This window comes from Sphingobium sp. WR1 (assembly GCF_059693745.1).
Window position 1 is genome coordinate 53,372 of the sequence record NZ_JCATID010000018.1, and the last position, 15,136, is coordinate 68,507.

General features: G+C 66.2%; 15 protein-coding genes. 8 read left to right on the forward strand and 7 right to left on the reverse strand.

All coding sequences use genetic code 11. The annotated features are described in order from the left end of the window. Nucleotides 1-301: 301 nt before the first annotated feature. Nucleotides 302-2,149, forward strand: a complete 1,848-nt coding sequence (locus AC58EF_RS19195; protein WP_497277976.1) for a DUF885 domain-containing protein — start codon at nt 302-304, stop codon at nt 2,147-2,149. Between the two features lie 143 nt (nt 2,150-2,292). On the opposite strand, the gene AC58EF_RS19200 is transcribed toward AC58EF_RS19195, so the two are convergent. The 3 genes from AC58EF_RS19200 to AC58EF_RS19210 all read right to left on the reverse strand — a co-directional run bounded on the left by AC58EF_RS19200 (nt 2,293) and on the right by AC58EF_RS19210 (nt 5,320). Further along, nucleotides 2,293-3,108 carry a ferredoxin--NADP reductase gene (locus tag AC58EF_RS19200; protein WP_497277977.1) on the reverse strand — a complete coding sequence of 272 codons (816 nt, stop codon included), beginning with the start codon at nt 3,106-3,108 and terminating at the stop codon, nt 2,293-2,295. Between the two features lie 170 nt (nt 3,109-3,278). Further along, the gene (locus AC58EF_RS19205; protein WP_497277979.1) at nt 3,279-3,596 is read right to left on the reverse strand and encodes a hypothetical protein; all 318 of its coding nucleotides are present in this window, start codon (nt 3,594-3,596) and stop codon (nt 3,279-3,281) included. Between the two features lie 122 nt (nt 3,597-3,718). Next, complete coding sequence (locus AC58EF_RS19210; RefSeq protein ID WP_497277980.1) at nt 3,719-5,320, reverse strand: phosphoenolpyruvate carboxykinase; 1,602 nt, start codon at nt 5,318-5,320, stop codon at nt 3,719-3,721. Nucleotides 5,321-5,591: 271 nt separating this feature from the next. On the opposite strand from AC58EF_RS19210, the gene AC58EF_RS19215 reads away from it, so the two are divergent. From AC58EF_RS19215 to AC58EF_RS19240, 6 genes are all read left to right on the forward strand, one after another. Next, nucleotides 5,592-6,296 carry a response regulator transcription factor gene (locus AC58EF_RS19215; protein WP_497277981.1) on the forward strand — a complete coding sequence of 235 codons (705 nt, stop codon included), beginning with the start codon at nt 5,592-5,594 and terminating at the stop codon, nt 6,294-6,296. Next, nucleotides 6,265-7,860, forward strand: a complete 1,596-nt coding sequence (locus AC58EF_RS19220) for a sensor histidine kinase (RefSeq protein ID WP_497277983.1) — start codon at nt 6,265-6,267, stop codon at nt 7,858-7,860. Before AC58EF_RS19215 ends, AC58EF_RS19220 begins: the two co-directional genes overlap by 32 nt. Nucleotides 7,861-7,924: 64 nt before the next feature. Next, complete coding sequence (locus AC58EF_RS19225; protein ID WP_497277984.1) at nt 7,925-8,356, forward strand: HPr kinase/phosphorylase; 432 nt, start codon at nt 7,925-7,927, stop codon at nt 8,354-8,356. Then, a complete protein-coding gene (rapZ, locus tag AC58EF_RS19230) occupies nt 8,353-9,285 on the forward strand; it encodes an RNase adapter RapZ (RefSeq protein WP_497277985.1) in 933 nt (310 codons plus the stop codon). Before AC58EF_RS19225 ends, rapZ begins: the two co-directional genes overlap by 4 nt. Nucleotides 9,286-9,313: 28 nt before the next feature. Then, a complete protein-coding gene (locus AC58EF_RS19235) occupies nt 9,314-9,718 on the forward strand; it encodes a PTS sugar transporter subunit IIA (protein WP_497277987.1) in 405 nt (134 codons plus the stop codon). Next, complete coding sequence (locus AC58EF_RS19240) at nt 9,715-9,987, forward strand: HPr family phosphocarrier protein (RefSeq protein WP_497277988.1); 273 nt, start codon at nt 9,715-9,717, stop codon at nt 9,985-9,987. Before AC58EF_RS19235 ends, AC58EF_RS19240 begins: the two co-directional genes overlap by 4 nt. Nucleotides 9,988-10,003: 16 nt before the next feature. On the opposite strand, the gene AC58EF_RS19245 is transcribed toward AC58EF_RS19240, so the two are convergent. Together AC58EF_RS19245 and AC58EF_RS19250 are read right to left on the reverse strand one after the other, a co-directional pair. Continuing rightward, nucleotides 10,004-10,126, reverse strand: a complete 123-nt coding sequence (locus tag AC58EF_RS19245; protein ID WP_497277989.1) for a hypothetical protein — start codon at nt 10,124-10,126, stop codon at nt 10,004-10,006. A 145-nt stretch (nt 10,127-10,271) separates the two neighbouring features. Beyond that, the gene (locus AC58EF_RS19250) at nt 10,272-11,042 is read right to left on the reverse strand and encodes a phosphocholine cytidylyltransferase family protein (RefSeq protein WP_497277990.1); all 771 of its coding nucleotides are present in this window, start codon (nt 11,040-11,042) and stop codon (nt 10,272-10,274) included. 123 nt (nt 11,043-11,165) lie between these two features. Here AC58EF_RS19250 and AC58EF_RS19255 point away from each other — a divergent pair, with 123 nt between their 5' ends. Beyond that, complete coding sequence (locus tag AC58EF_RS19255; RefSeq protein ID WP_497278062.1) at nt 11,166-12,476, forward strand: lipopolysaccharide biosynthesis protein; 1,311 nt, start codon at nt 11,166-11,168, stop codon at nt 12,474-12,476. Nucleotides 12,477-12,580: 104 nt separating this feature from the next. Here the strand turns inward: AC58EF_RS19255 and AC58EF_RS19260 are convergent, their stop codons facing one another. Both AC58EF_RS19260 and AC58EF_RS19265 read right to left on the reverse strand, forming a co-directional pair. Beyond that, a complete protein-coding gene (locus tag AC58EF_RS19260) occupies nt 12,581-13,363 on the reverse strand; it encodes an NTP transferase domain-containing protein (protein WP_497277991.1) in 783 nt (260 codons plus the stop codon). A 128-nt stretch (nt 13,364-13,491) separates the two neighbouring features. Beyond that, a complete protein-coding gene (locus tag AC58EF_RS19265; RefSeq protein WP_497277992.1) occupies nt 13,492-15,042 on the reverse strand; it encodes a peptidoglycan DD-metalloendopeptidase family protein in 1,551 nt (516 codons plus the stop codon). Nucleotides 15,043-15,136 lie beyond the last annotated feature (94 nt).

A 15,136-nucleotide genomic window follows, 5' to 3' on the forward strand; every position in this document is an offset into this window, starting at 1 on the left:
AAAATTCATGATATGTTCCAATCATGAACCATCCCCTTCCCGTCGCACCTCCTCGTCCTGCACCCTGCCGGAAAGGGGCTGCGCGCGATTTCGCAAAAATTCTCCTATTGCGAAGTGCACGCCGCCCTTCCGTTCCCGCGCAAATGCGTCGGCCACAATAGTGTGAACTTCGCAGGCTTCACACACCCCCGCGCCGACCCGCGCCCCTGTCATAATCTGTCGCGAGCAGGAAATATCATGTCGAAATCTACAGGAAATATGCCAAGTTGAGCGAGCGTTTTCCACCGGAGACTCTTTTCCCATGACGACCTCCCGCCGCGATTTCCTGGTCGCCGGCTCTTCCACCCTTGCCCTTGCCGCTCTCCCCGCCCGCGCCCTTGCCCAAAGCGCCGCCGCCATCGCCGCGCCCGATGCGCGGGCGCAGGCGATCCTGTCCGACATGGCCGAAGCGATGCTGGCCGACGCGCCCGAAACCGCCAGCGGCCTTGGCATCGACACCGGAGCGCGGCGCGCGCTCAAGCGCCGCCTTGGCGACAAAAGCCCCGCCGGTCAGGCGCGGATCGCCGCCCATGTGCAGGATCGCCTCGCCAAACTCCGCGGCATCGACCTCACCCATCTCTCCCCCGCCACCCGCACCGATGTCGAGGTCGTGCTGGCGAGCCATGAGCTGGCGGCGGACGGCTTCGCCTTCCCCTTTGGCGACATGGCGATGATGAACAGCAACTGGTCCTATCGCAACGCGCCCTATGCCGTGGCGCAAAACACCGGCAGCTTCGTCGAGACCCCGGATTTCCTCGATTCCAACCATCCCATCGCCAACGCGGCGGATGCCGACGCCTACCTCGCCCGCCTCACCGCCTATGCCGCCAATCTCGACGGCGAGACCGAACGGCTGCGACATGATGCCGGGATGGGCGTCGTCGCGCCCGCCTTCCTGCTCGACAAGACGCTCCGGCAGATGACGAGCGTGCAGGGCTTGGCCGTAGGCCAATGGGCGCCCGTCACCTCGATCGCCCGCCGGACGAAGGACATGCCGGGCGATTATGCCGCGAAAGCGCAGCAGATCGTGCGGGAGAAGGTCGCCCCCGCCCTTACCCGCCAGATCGCCGAACTCCAGCGCCAGCGCGGCGGCGCGACCATGGACGCGGGCGTATGGAAACTGCCGCAGGGCGAAGCTTATTACGCCTGGGCGCTGCGCGCCGGCACCACCACCAACCGCACGCCGGAGGAGGTCCACAGGCTCGGCCTCGACCAGCTCGCCGCGCTGCAATCCGAAATGGACCGGCTGCTCAAGACGCTGGGCATGACCAGGGGCACTGTCGGCGAACGCATGACGGCCATGGGGAAAGACCCGCGCTACCTCTTCCCCAATGACGACACTGGCCGCCAGCAGATTCTCAGCTTCATCGACGGCCGCCTGGCCGACATCCGCACGCGCCTGCCCCGCGCCTTCGCCACGCTGGTCCCCGCGAAACTGATCGTGAAGCGCGTGCCGGTGGAGATCGAGGCGGGCGCGCCCGGCGCCTATGCCGGCGCGGGGTCGATCGACGGCTCCATCCCCGGCAACTATTATATCAACCTGCGCGACACCAGCATCTGGCCGCGCTACGCGCTCCCCACCCTCTGCTATCATGAGGGGATTCCCGGCCATATCTGGCAGGGCGAATATACCTACAAGCTGCCGCTGATCCGCTCGCTGCTCGCCTTCAACGCCTATAGTGAGGGATGGGCGCTCTATGCCGAGCAGCTGGGCGACGAGCTGGGCGTCTATGACGGCGATGTCGCCGGGCGGCTGGGCTATCTCCAGTCCATCGCCTATCGCTGCTGCCGGCTGGTGGTCGACACCGGCCTTCATGCCAAGCGCTGGACCCGCGATCATGCCATCCACTGGTTCGCCACCACCAACGGCTCCACGGTCGAGGATGTGCAGGGTGAGGTGGATCGTTATTGCGCCTGGCCGGGACAGGCCTGCGGCTACAAGGTCGGCCATGGCGAAATCGTCCGCCTGCGGGAGATGGCCAAGACGGCGCTTGGCGATAAATTCGACTTCCGCCTGTTCAACGACGCCGTGGTGAAGGGCGGCGGCGTGCCGATGACCGTGCTGGCGAAGACGGTCGACGCCTATGTAAAGGAGCGACGGAGCGCCTAACTACCTCCGTTCGTTTCGAGCGTGTCGAGAAACGAGAAGCGCAGTGCTATCTGCTTCTCGACTTCGCTCGAAGCGAACGGAACTCAGCGCAAAAAGGGCCGGAGAATCACCCCCGGCCCTTTCCAATCTCTCTGTGTCAGCCCTCAGCCCACGAACGCCCGCTCGATCACGAACTGCCCCGGCGCTGCATTGGAGCCTTCGGTAAAGCCATTTTCCTCGAAATAGGCCGCGAACTGCTTGATCATCTCCATGCTGCCGCACATCATGATCCGGTCGGTTTCGGGGTCGAACTTCGCCGGACCCGGAATGCCCTCGAACAGCTTGCCGCTTTCGACCAGCTTGTCGATGCGGACATTGTTGTGGAACGGCTCGCGCGTGCAGGTCGGCACATAATGGAACTGGGTCGCGGCCTGTTCGGCGACCAGCGGGTCTTCCGCCAGCTTGCCTTCCATTTCCTCGCGGAAGGCGAGGTCGCTCACCCGGCGCACCGAATGGACGACGGCGACCTGCTCGTAAAATTCATAGACGTCCGGGTCGCGCGACAGGCTCAGGAAGGGCGCAAGGCCCGTGCCGGTCGACAGCATGAACAGCCGCTTGCCCGGCAGCAGCGCGTCGGTGACGAGCGTGCCGGTTGGCTTGCGGCCGAGATAGATCTGGTCGCCCGGCTGGATCAGCTGCAATTTCGACGTCAACGGGCCGTCCTGCACCTTGATCGACAGAAACTCCAGTTCCTCGTCCCACGCCGGGCTGGCGACCGAATAGGCGCGCAGCAGCGGCTTGCCATTGTCGCCCTTCAGGCCGATCATGATGAATTCGCCCGACCGGAAGCGGAAGCTGGCGGGGCGGGTGATGCGGAAGCTGAACAGATGCTCGTTCCAGTGCTTCACCGACAGCACGGTTTCCACGGAAAGCGCGCCGGTCGGTTCCAGAACCGGCTTTTCGATCGTCACGTCGGTCAAGACCTTATCCTTGCATAGCGTCCTCGCCACCCTCGACAGGGCAGCGCCAGTTGCGGATCATTCGCAATAATGGCGTAGTCCGCAAATGGCCCTTCCGCACCCCCAAGGCAAGGCCAAAAAAACTTGCGCCCGGCAAAGGACGCCCATTGCCAGGCGCAGCTTCCCCCTCCTTAGCCGAACAGGCCCTTGGCGATCCCGCCCAGTTCGTTGAGCGGATTGCCGTCGCCATCCTTGTCGAAAAAGCCGCCCAGCTTGCCCAATATCGCTTCCGGCCCGCCGAACGCGCCCAGCAGTTCCTGCAACTTGTCGGCCGACACGCCATGTTCGGCCGCCGTCTCGGCCAGGGCCGACACGCTGGTTTCGCCCGAACCGATCTTGGCGCTGATCTCGCTCATCAGCCCCTGCATCTGCTCGGGGCTGACGCCGATCTGCGCCGCAATCGCTTCCAGCCCGCCGAATTTGCCAATCAGATCTTCGAACATGCCCATGACTCCCGCATGAAGGTTGGTCGCCAGAATAGCAGCCTATCCTCTTGATCCAAAGCAAAAGAGCCGGAGGGTCGCCCCTCCGGCTCCTGCAATGCATCTGCCGCTACGGTCAGGCCGCGGGATCAGGCCGCGGTCAGCGCCGCGCCGCGCACGCCATCGTCGACATGGTCCACGAACTGGGCGAAATTGTCCACGAACGCCTTGACCAGGGTCGCGGCGGTTTCGTCATAGGCGTTCTTGTCGGCCCACATGGCGCGCGGGTCGAGGATGGTCGTATCGACGCCCGGCACCGCCACCGGCACCTGGAAGCCGAAGTTCGGATCGGTGCGGAACTCGGCGCTGTTCAGGCTGCCGTCGAGCGCGGCGTTCAGCAGCGCGCGCGTCACCTTGATCGGCATACGCTTGATGCCCGGCATGGTCGCCTTGCCGCCCGCCCAGCCGGTATTGACCAGCCAGCAGGTGACGCCGCCCTTGTTGATCCGCTCCTTCAGCAGATTGCCATAGACCGACGGATGGCGCGGCATGAAGGGCGCGCCGAAGCAGGTCGAGAAGGTGGCGGTCGGCTCGGTCACGCCGATCTCGGTGCCCGCGACGCGCGCGGTATAGCCCGACAGGAAGTGATACATGGCCTGTTCCGGGGTCAGCCGCGCGATCGGCGGCAGCACGCCATAGGCGTCGGCGGTCAGGAAGATGATATTCTTCGGGACCTGACCCAGATTCTTCTCCGACGTGTTCGGGATGAAGTCGATCGGGTAGGAGCCACGGCTGTTTTCGGCCAGCGAGTTGTCGTCCAGGTCGATCGTGCGGCTTTCCTCGTCGATCACGACATTTTCCAGCACCGTGCCGAAGCGCTTGGTGGTGGCGAAGATCTCCGGCTCGGCCTCGGCCGACAGGTTGATCATCTTGGCGTAGCAGCCGCCTTCGAAATTGAAGACGGCGGTGTCCGACCAGCCATGCTCGTCGTCACCGATCAAGGTGCGGCTGGCGTCGGCAGACAGGGTGGTCTTGCCCGTGCCCGACAGGCCGAAGAAGACGGCGGTGTCCCCGTTCGCGCCGATATTGGCGGAGCAATGCATCGGCATCACGCCCTTCACCGGCAGCAGATAGTTGAGGATGCCGAACACCGACTTCTTCATCTCGCCGGCATAGCTGGTGCCACCGATCAGGATCAGCTTCTCGGTGAAGTTGACCGCGATCACGGTTTCGCTGCGGGTGCCGTGGCGGGCCGGATCGGCCTGGAAGGTCGGCAGGTCGATGATGGTATATTCGGGCGCGAAGCCCGCCAGTTCATCGGCCGTGGGGCGCACCAGCAGGGTGCGGATGAACAGGTTGTGCCAGGCGCGCTCGTTGATGACGCGGACATTGACGCGATGCTCGGGCTGCGAACCGCCGAACAGGTCGGCGACGTAGAGCGTCTCCTTCTCGCCCAGCGCCTTGAAGAAGTCTTCCTTCAGCGCGGCGAAATGCTCCGGGGTCATGGGGACGTTGGTGTTGCCCCACCACACGGTGCTGTCGGTTTCGGCGTCGCGGACGATGAACTTGTCGCTTGCCGATCGGCCGGTATGCTTGCCGGTCTTCACGACCAGCGGGCCGTCCTTCGACAATATGCCTTCCCCGTTGCGGATGGCCGCCTCGACCAGCGGCGCCGTGCCGAGGTTCCAGAACTGGTCGGCACGCACGGAAATGCCCTGGTCAGCCAGGGTGATTGAGGATTTGGCCTGCACGCCTTTACTCCTGATCTAACAATGTCGGATCGCCGATTTTTATCTGGCATCCGGTCCGTCCACATGCCCCGCCTCTCTCGGGCGGGGGCATGGCCGCGGACGCATCGGGCATAGGGCTTTGCGGAACAGCCGTCAAATCGGGGGAGAAGGCCATTCGTCCCGAATATCGGCGTCTGCACCGCAGAGCGTGCCGCCACCGCTTCCTTGCGGCGGGGCCGGCCATCGTCTAACGCTCGGAACCATCAACTTTCTGCTCATTCCGGGTAGCCGCATGACCGCAACCATCGCCCTTGTGGATGATGACAAGAATATCCTGACCTCCGTGTCGATCGCGCTCCAGGCCGAAGGCTTCATGACGCGCATCTATTCCGACCCGGAAGGGGCGCTGAAGGCGCTGCTGGACAATCCCGCCGACCTTGCCGTCTTCGATATCAAGATGCCGCGCATGGATGGCCTCGAACTGCTGCGCCGCCTGCGCGAAAAGAGCCGGATGCCGGTCATCTTCCTGACGTCCAAGGCGGACGAGCTGGACGAGGCACTGGGTCTTGCCATGGGCGCGGACGATTATATCTCCAAGCCCTTCTCGCAGCGGCTGCTGATAGCGCGCATCCGCGCCATCCTGCGCCGCGCCGAGGTGAGCCAGATAGCCGACGCGCCGGACGAGCCGGTCGCCGAACCGATCCTGCGCGGCCGGCTGGAAATGGACCCGGCCCGGCACCGGGTGAAATGGGGCGGCAAGGACGTGACCCTGACCGTCACCGAATTCCTGATCCTGGAAACGCTCGCCCAGCGGCCCGGCGTGGTCAAGAATCGCAACCAGCTGATGGACGCCGCCTATCAGGACGACGTCTATGTCGACGACCGCACGATCGACAGCCATATCAAGCGGCTCCGCCGCAAGTTCCGCGAGGTGGACTCCGATTTCAACGCAATCGACACGCTCTATGGCGCCGGATACCGCTTCACAGAAGAATGACTGCGCGCCGCTCGCGGTGCGCTGGTCGGGGCGGCTCAGCCTCACCCCGCGCATCCTGGCGGTGAACGTGTTCGCGCTCGCCCTGCTGGCGGGCGGCTTCTTCTATCTCGATTCCTATCGCACGCGCATCGTCGACGATCGACTGGAACAGTCGGCGCGCGAGTTGAAGCTGCTCGCCATCGGCCTCGAAAATGCGCCCGCGGACCGGCAGAACGCGCTGATCGCCGCCTATGCCCGCCAGACCGGCGACCGCGTGCGCCGCTATGGCGCGGACGGGGCGCTGGCCGCCGACAGCTTCGCCATGGACGCGCCGCGCTATCGCCTGCGCCTGCCGTCCGAAGAGGAATGGCAGCGCCATGTCGCGCGTTTCCTAGACAAGCTGGTCGACCGGGTCGTTTCGGCCGACCGTCCGCCCGATTTCGAGGAGCCGGTGGTCGACCGCGCCACCGCCTGGCCGGAGGTCATGCTGGCCCGCAAGACGCGCCAGCCCCAGGCGCTGAACCGCTATGCGCCCGACCGCACCTTCATGATCTCCGCCGCCGTCGCGGTGAAGGACGGGAGCAACCTGCTCGCCACCGAAAATGCGCGCGACATCACCCGCACCGTCCGCGCCGAACGGCTGCGCCTGGGCATGGTGCTCGCCGTCGCGGTGCTGGCCTCGGTCCTCCTCTCGCTGTTCCTCGCCCGCACGATCGTCCAGCCGCTCCAGCGTCTCGCCCGCGCCGCCGTTCGCGTGCGCCTGGGCCGGGCGCGCGAAGTCACCGTGCCCCGCCTGCCCGAGCGCCGCGACGAGATCGGGATGCTCGCCCGCGCCCTGTCCGACATGAGCCATGCGCTGCGCCAGCGGATCGACGCGACCGACGCCTTCGCCGCCGATGTCAGCCATGAACTGAAGAACCCGATCGCCTCGCTACGCTCCGCGCTCGATTCGCTCGACCGGGTCGACCGGCCCGACCTGCGCGCGCAGTTGATGGCCATCGCGCAGGACGATGTCCGCCGACTCGACCGGCTCGTCACCGACATCGCCGAAGCCTCGCGCGTCGACGCCGAACTCTCCCGCACCCGGTTCGAACCGATCGACCTTGGTCTCCTCATCGAAAAGATGGTGCTCGCCCGCGAAGCGCGGGGCGTGCCGCGCGGCGTCCGCCTGGCCTTCGCCCGCCCGCGCAAGGATGTCGCGGTCGTGCTGGGCGAGGAAGCGCGGCTCGTCCGCGTGCTCGACAATCTCATCGACAATGCCGTTTCCTTCTCGCCCGAAGGCGGGCTGGTGCGGATCATCGCCACCGTCGCCGACGACCAGGTGCTGGTCAGTGTCGAGGATGAAGGGCCGGGCGTCCCCGTGTCGGAGCGCGAGCATGTCTTCCGTCGCTTCCACAGCGTCCGGCCGGAGGGCGAGGCGTTTGGCAAGCATTCGGGCCTTGGCCTCGCCATCGCCCGTTCCATCGTGGAGGGGCATCAGGGCCGGATCAGCATCGGCGACCGCGAGGATGCGCTGAGCGGCGCCAGCTTCGTCGTCCGCCTGCCCATGGCGGTCGCGCGCGATCCGGGGATCGTTTCGGAATAGTACAGGAACGGGCGCCACGGGCATAGCCATCGCTTCCAACTGCGGCTAGAAGGATGGCGGGGCTATGGCGCGCGCACTTTCATCCGAAACGCTTCATGCGACCAGCGTGGCCATTGGCGGCCGCGCCGTCCTGCTGGCCGGACCGAGCGGCGTCGGCAAGTCGGACCTCGCCCTGCGCCTGATCGACCGGGGCGCCACCCTGGTCAGCGACGATTATACGCTGGTGAAGCGCATCGACGGTGCGCTGATCGCCACCGCGCCGGACACGATCGCGGGCAAGATGGAGGTGCGCGGCCTGGGCATCGTCGACATGCCGCATGAGGATGCGCCCGTCGCCCTGCTCGCCGACCTGTTCGACAAGGTCGACCGGATGCCGCTCGACCCGCTGTTCCGCGCGATCGCCGGGCTTCAGGTGCCGGTGATCAAGATCGCGCCGTTCGAAATATCGGCCGCGATCAAGGTCGAACTGGCGCTGCGGACGCTTGCGCCTTTATGACTCCCGCCCATCCCAAAACGATCCTGCTCGTGTCCGGCCTGTCCGGCGCGGGCAAGACTACGGCGCTCAAGACGCTGGAGGATATGGGCTGGGAAGTGGTCGACAACCTCCCCCTCGTCCTGCTCGACCGGCTGCTCGACACGCCTTTGCCCGCCGGCCATGCGGCGGGCGACGACCGGCCGCTGGCGCTGGGCATCGACGCACGCACCCGCGGTTTCGACGGCAACGCCATCGTCCAGCGGATCAAGGCGCTGCGCGAACGCCACGGCCATGATGTCGAGACCCTGTTCCTCGACTGTTCGGGCACCGAGTTGGAGCGCCGCTTCGCCGAGACGCGCCGCCGCCACCCGCTGGCGCTCGACCGTCCGGCCGCCGACGGCATCGCCCGCGAACGCGAACTGACCGAGCCGCTGCGCCGCTGGTCGACGCAGGTGATCGACACCACCAGCTTCACCAGCAACGCCCTGCAACAGGAAATCCGCAACCGCTTCTCGCGGGAGGGGCTGTCGGAACCGGTGCTGACCGTCCTCTCCTTCGGCTTTTCGCGCGGCGTGCCCCGCAACGCAGACCTGATGTTCGACATGCGCTATCTGCGCAATCCGCATTGGGACGAGGCGTTGCGCGCGAAGACCGGCCTGGACCCGGACGTCGCCGCCTATGTGATGGAAGACCCGGCCTATGCGGATTCGGTCGGCAGGATCGAGGATCTGCTCGTCACCCTGCTGCCCCGCTATGCGGAAAGCGGAAAGACCTACATTACCGTGGCTTTCGGCTGCACCGGGGGGCGGCACCGTTCCGTCCACGTCGCCGAACGGGTCGCGAGGCACTTGCAAGCGGCGGGCTTTTCGCCCACGGTCTTGCACCGCAATATAGAATCGGCGCCGCAGGACAGTCTGGAGAAGCGCCGACCGGGAGGCCCGAAAGCATAATCATGACAAAGGTGGGCCGCGAAAGCAGATGATCGGACTCGTACTCGTCACCCATGGATCGCTCGCGACGGAATTCGTCGTGGCGATGGAGCATGTCGTGGGACCGCAGCAGCAGATCGAGACGATCTGTATCGGGCCGGAGGATGACATGGAATTGCGCCGCGCGGATATCGCCGCGGCGGTCGCGCACGTCAATGACGGCAGCGGCGTCATCCTGTTGACCGATCTGTTCGGCGGCACCCCGTCCAACCTCGCCATCTCGCTGCTCAAGGCGGGCGAGATCGAAGTGATCGCCGGCATCAACCTCCCCATGCTCATCCGCCTGGAAAGCGCGCGCAAGGTGATGGACGTGCGCGCCGCGGTTGCCGCCGCGCGCGAAGCCGGGCAGAAATATATCAGCGTAGCGTCGGAACTGTTGGGCAGCACCGCATGAATGAAATCAGCCAGGAAGTACGGATCAGCAACAAGCGCGGCCTTCATGCGCGCGCCAGCGCCAAGTTCGTGACCCTGGCCAGCGGCCTTCCCGCCGACATCGTCGTCAGCAAGGACGGCAACCATGTCACCGGCACGTCGATCATGGGCCTGATGATGCTGGGCGCGGCGATGGGCGACAGCATCGTCATCAAGGCCACCGGCCCCGAGGCCGCCGATTCGCTCGGCAAGCTCGTCACCCTGGTCGAGGACAAGTTCGGCGAGGAGTGAGCGGCACGGAGGGCGCTTAGCCCAGAAATTGGACCAGGAATCCCGCGACCAGCCCGATGGCGATACCGCTGGCGATCGCGACCTGGCATTTCTCGAAAATCGACATGGGCCGGCAATAGGTGTTAAGCTCTTGATCCACGGACGACCTTTCTCTTCTCAGGAGTCGCCGCGGCTATTGCATTCCTGCATCCTGTCCGCCGTGACGGGGATCACGCCATGCCGCATCAGTCCATAATGAGGGTTAACGGACTGGAACCATATCCCGCCTACGCCGAGCCGATAACCTATTTCGCGTAGCGCCCTTCGGCCGCCCACTTCGCCGTCAGCGCCTTCGCCGCCACGACATCCTGGGGGAAATCGACTTCCTGCCATTCCAGCCCCTCGATCGAGACGGTGCCGACGCGATTGCCCTTGGCGATGATGTCGATGGCGCGCAGATACCAGCGCTCGACGCCCTCGGGCGTGCGCATCATCTGGTCGATCTGGTTGCGGAAGATCGCCGGGCCTTCGCCCTTGAACGCCAGCATACCGATCGATTCGGCATTGGTGTCCGGCGGCAGCAAGCGCTTGCCAATGGCGCGCAGGCGGCCGGACGAATCGCGGTTCACCTTCATGTCGTCATCATCATATTCGCCGTCCGGCTTGACGTCGACGGTGACGGTGATCGCGTCCTGCGCGCCGTCCACCAGCTTGCTGACGATCTCGTCCGATATGATGGTGTCGCCGTTCAGGATGATGAAGTCGCGGTCCATCTCCTCCCGCACGATCCAGCAGGTGCCGAGGTTGTCGGCGACCTGGAAGAAGGGGTTGAACACGGTGCGGATGCGCGCGCCGGTGTCGCGATAGAGTTGCAGCGCATGATCCTCGACCCGTTCGGTGCGGAAGCCGGTGACGACGACGATGTCGGTCACGCCATTGGCCACCAGCGCAGCGACCTGCCAGCTGATGAGGCTCCGACCGTTGAAGTCGATCATGCATTTGGGGATGTCGCGGGTCAGCGGCAACAGGCGCGAGCCCTGGCCGGCGGAAAGGATGATGGCTTTGCTGATCGTCATGGCGCGCGCTGTTAACGCGCAATTGGGCCGAAAAAAAGGCGGCTTCAAACAGGCGGCCGCAACGCCTAGATAGGCGCGCGCCGGACGACCGGCATCGGACAGGAAAGGCCGGCAGTCAAAGTGATGTTCAAGCGCGGATCGGGCGCGGCAGGCGATGGCTTCGCCCGCATCCTGGCCAATACCGGCTGGCTGCTGGGCGGCAAGGGCGTGGGCGCGGTGCTCAGCCTCGCCTATCTCGCCATCGTCACCCGCACGCTGGGGGTCGAGGATTTCGGCCGCTTCGCGCTGGTGCTGAGCGCCGCCAACGTCATCAAGGCGCTGACCAGCTTCGACAGCTGGCAGATCGTCGTGCGCTACGGCCAGCCGCATCTGGCGGACGGCAATGGCGACGCATTGAACCGCGTGTTGCGCTTCTGCATCGTCATCGATCTGACCTCGGCGCTCGCCGGCGGCGTCATCGCGGCCGCCATCATCCTGATCTTCGGCGGCGCGCTGGAGCTGGGACCGGGCGCCGGCTTACAGGCCTGGCTGTTCTGCATGGTGATGATGATCACGATCCGGTCCAGCCCGACCGGCGTGCTGCGCCTGTTCGACCGGTTCGATTCGGCCGCTTTCGCCGAAACCATGATCCCGGTGGGCCGGATGATCGGCGCGGTTGTGGCGCTGGCGGTCATGCCCAGCATCACCGGCTTCCTGATCGCCTGGGCCTTTTCCGAACTGCTTTGCGCGCTCACTTATTGGTGGCTGGCGCTGCGCGTCGGGCGCGGCCGCATCGGCAACTGGCGCGCGGGCCGGGCGCTCGACGCGCGCGCGGAAAATCCGGGTATCATCGGCTTCCTGACCGCCACCAATCTTCAGACCAGCCTCGGCTCGATCAGCCAGCAGGTGGCGGTGCTGATCGTCGGCGCCTTCGTCGGGCCGACCGGCGCGGGTCTATACCGGCTCGCCAACCAGCTCGCCAATTCGCTGACCAAGATCAGCAGCCTGCTCTCGCGCAGCATCTTCGTCGAACTGTCGCGCACCAGCGCCCAGGGCGCGGAAGCGCTGGGCGACCTGTTCCGCCGCACCAACCGGCTGGCGCTGGCGGCGGGCGCGGTCATCATCGGCCTGATCGTGACGATCGGCCATCCGCTGCTCGGCCTGATCGCGGGCAAGGAATTCCTGCCCGCCTATCCGCTGCTGCTGATGCTGGGCGTGTCGGCCTGCATCGACCTGATCGGGGTCAGCTACCGCCCGCTGCTGATGGCGACCGACCGGGCGGGTCTGTCGCTGCGCATCACCTTCATATCGACCTTCCTGCTGCTGGGGCTGCAATCCGCGCTCCTGCCGCATTTCGGGACGAAGGGCGCGGCGATGGCCAACATCATCACCGCGCTGGCCAGCTTCGCGATGATGGGCCTCGCCAGCCGCCGGGCGATGGCGACGAATATCTGATTGCTCCCACCTCCGTTCGTGTCGAGCGAAGTCGAGACACAGTTTATCCTGAGCGCCTGCCGCAGGCAGGCAGTCGACGGGCTCGAAGCGAACGGCGTAGCTTTCTAGCGACCGGCAAGAATCGCTTCGATCAGCGTCACGTCGGCCGGCTTGTCGGCATCGATGCAGGCTTCGGCGCTGTTCATCGCCACCAGCCGCGCGATCAGGCCGAAGCGCCGCCCCATGCGCGCGATCCCGCCGCGCAGGGTCAGGATGCGCAGCAGCGCGCCGATCAGCGCGAAGGGACCGAAGGCGGACACGATCTTCCAGCCCTTTTTCCGGTCCTGCTCCACCTCCTGCCAGAGCGCGATCACGGGTCGCGCCTTCGCGCTGCCGAACCAGAAGATGTTCGCGCCCGACCACCAGCCGTCGCGGAATTTGAGCCAGGTGCGGCGCGATTCCGGGTAGCGCGCCAGCAGCGTCTCTCGCTCCACCATGGCGACGGCGATATCCGCGCCCTGCGCCTCGCCGACGAACTGGTCCAGCATCCCTCCGTCCAGCAGCACATGGTCGGCGGTCGTCAGCAGCAGCGGAAAGGGCAGGTCGCCCGCCGCCATCAGCGCCAGCAGCGAGGCGGCGATCCCCTGCCCACCCCTTTCGAACCGCACGCGCGGATGGTCGGCGAGCCAGGCGGTGGCGGGATCGGCGGCGAAGACATCGGGCCGCTGGGTCAGGACGATCAGCCGCCCGATCGCGGGATGATCGAGCAAGGCGCGGGCCGGGCGGTTGATCATCGGCTCGCCGCCGACGGGCGCAAGCGGCTTGACCGGCACGCCCGCGGCGATGGCCAGCGGATCGGGAATGGGGCGCGCGCCTGCAAGCAGGATGGCGGTAACGGAAGCTGTCATCGCTGTGCGTTAGCGGAGTGGACGGAACGCGGGAAGCGCATTTGCGGTGCGCTCTATCTCCGTTCGCCCTGAGCCTGTCGAAGGGCGTTGCGCGCGCCCTTCGACAGGCTCAGGGCGAACGGATGATTTTACTTACCAGATACGACCCCGGCGGCCGACGCCTTTTGCGCGAAACTGTCGTGCAGGCCGACGCGCAGCCCCTGATATTGGGCGAGGCGCGCGCGGAAGGCGGCGAGTTCGCGGCCGGCAAGCTGCGCCGTGGTGGTGAACTTGACCGACAGCGGATTGACCGTCGCGCCGCCGCGATACAGTTCATAATGGAGATGCGGCCCGGTCGACAGGCCGGTCGAGCCGACATAGCCGATCACCTGGCCCCGCCGCACCCGCTGGCCCGGCACGGCGGCGATGCGGCTCATATGCGCATAGCCGGTGGCGAGGCCGCCGCCATGCTGGATGCGGACATAATTGCCGTGGCCGCCATGCCGTCCGGCAAAGGCGACCACGCCGTCGGTCACGGCATAGATGGGAGAGCCATAACGCGCGGCAAAGTCGATGCCCGCGTGCATTCGCGTATAGCCCAGTATCGGGTGGCGGCGCCGGCCATAGCCTGACGACATGCGTCCGGCCACCGGCGCCGACAATACGCCGCGCCGTTCGCCCACGCCCGACGCCTCGAACCATTCGGTCCGGCCGTCCCTGGTCCATTTGAGCATGTTCACCGCCTTGCCGCGCGACCGTTTCAGGCCGGCATAGAGCAGCTCACCCACCTCCACATCGCCGGTTTCGGCGCGGCGATATTCGGTGACGATGTCATAACGGTCGCCCGCGCCGATGCCACTCAGGTCGACCTGCTGCGCGATGACGCGCAGGAAGGCCTGCACCGCCTTGGGCGGCGCGCCGACCGCGCGGGCCGAACGATAGATACTGTCCCCGACCACGCCCTGGATGCGCAGCGGCGTATCGTCGACGCGGATGGGGATTCGCTTCACCGACAGCACGCCGCCGGCGCGCGTCAGTTCCAGCGCCAGATCCAGCCGGGCGCGGAAAGCGAGCTTGTCGAGCGGCCGGGGCCGGTCGCGGCTGGCGCGGCGGCCCAGGAGGATGTCGAGCCTGGTGCCCGGCTTCACCCCCGCATCGATATCGCCGCCGACCAACGCCATGATGGTCGCGACATCGCCGCTGCTGACACCCGCGCGCGACAGGGCGCGGGGCAGGGTGTCGCTGCTGCCGACCTGCGCGCTGAGTTCGATCTGCGGGCGTTCGGGCGTTTCGCGCAGCGGCTGGACGGCGTCGGTCGGCCCCATGTGCCGGCCGCTGTCCGCGCCCAGCGCCAGGGGAGTGATCATCTGGCTGCGCACTTCGTCATAATGCGCGTCGCTGAGCGTCGGACCGGGCGCGCCGGGCACCGGCTGGAAACCGGGGGAAAGATAGAGGGCGGTGGCGCACAGGCCGAAACAGGTGGCCAGGCCGCGAAACCAGGTGAGGCTGCCGATGCGCTGGCCAAGGTCGGGGACCAGCTCCACATCCTCGGCCCAGTCGCGCAGGCGGCTGCGCCAGTCCTGCGGCCGCACGGGAGCCTTATGGGTGAGCGAATCCGCCAGCCACAGGGATACGGACGCGCCGCCCTGCTGAAACCCGAACTGGCTATCCTGATACAAACCCGCGACCCCCAAGGGCATTGTCGTTATCGCCGACCCCGCACCGCTTTATGCGTCGGCGGCGCCGTTGTGAACCCGGCAGGGTTAAAGTCAATTTAAGATGGGGCGCCCCGAG

Excerpts from the sequence above, each read along its gene's own strand:
- AC58EF_RS19265 (WP_497277992.1), bottom strand. The coding sequence starts at position 15,042 with ATGCCCTTGGGGGTCGCGGGTTTGTATCAGGATAGCCAGTTCGGGTTT.
- AC58EF_RS19255 (WP_497278062.1), top strand. The coding sequence starts at position 11,166 with ATGTTCAAGCGCGGATCGGGCGCGGCAGGCGATGGCTTCGCCCGCATC.
- AC58EF_RS19240 (WP_497277988.1), top strand. The coding sequence starts at position 9,715 with ATGAATGAAATCAGCCAGGAAGTACGGATCAGCAACAAGCGCGGCCTT.
- AC58EF_RS19260 (WP_497277991.1), bottom strand. The coding sequence starts at position 13,363 with ATGACAGCTTCCGTTACCGCCATCCTGCTTGCAGGCGCGCGCCCCATT.
- AC58EF_RS19235 (WP_497277987.1), top strand. The coding sequence starts at position 9,314 with ATGATCGGACTCGTACTCGTCACCCATGGATCGCTCGCGACGGAATTC.
- rapZ (WP_497277985.1), top strand. The coding sequence starts at position 8,353 with ATGACTCCCGCCCATCCCAAAACGATCCTGCTCGTGTCCGGCCTGTCC.
- AC58EF_RS19195 (WP_497277976.1), top strand. The coding sequence starts at position 302 with ATGACGACCTCCCGCCGCGATTTCCTGGTCGCCGGCTCTTCCACCCTT.
- AC58EF_RS19215 (WP_497277981.1), top strand. The coding sequence starts at position 5,592 with ATGACCGCAACCATCGCCCTTGTGGATGATGACAAGAATATCCTGACC.
- AC58EF_RS19250 (WP_497277990.1), bottom strand. The coding sequence starts at position 11,042 with ATGACGATCAGCAAAGCCATCATCCTTTCCGCCGGCCAGGGCTCGCGC.
- AC58EF_RS19220 (WP_497277983.1), top strand. The coding sequence starts at position 6,265 with ATGGCGCCGGATACCGCTTCACAGAAGAATGACTGCGCGCCGCTCGCG.
- AC58EF_RS19225 (WP_497277984.1), top strand. The coding sequence starts at position 7,925 with ATGGCGCGCGCACTTTCATCCGAAACGCTTCATGCGACCAGCGTGGCC.
- AC58EF_RS19205 (WP_497277979.1), bottom strand. The coding sequence starts at position 3,596 with ATGGGCATGTTCGAAGATCTGATTGGCAAATTCGGCGGGCTGGAAGCG.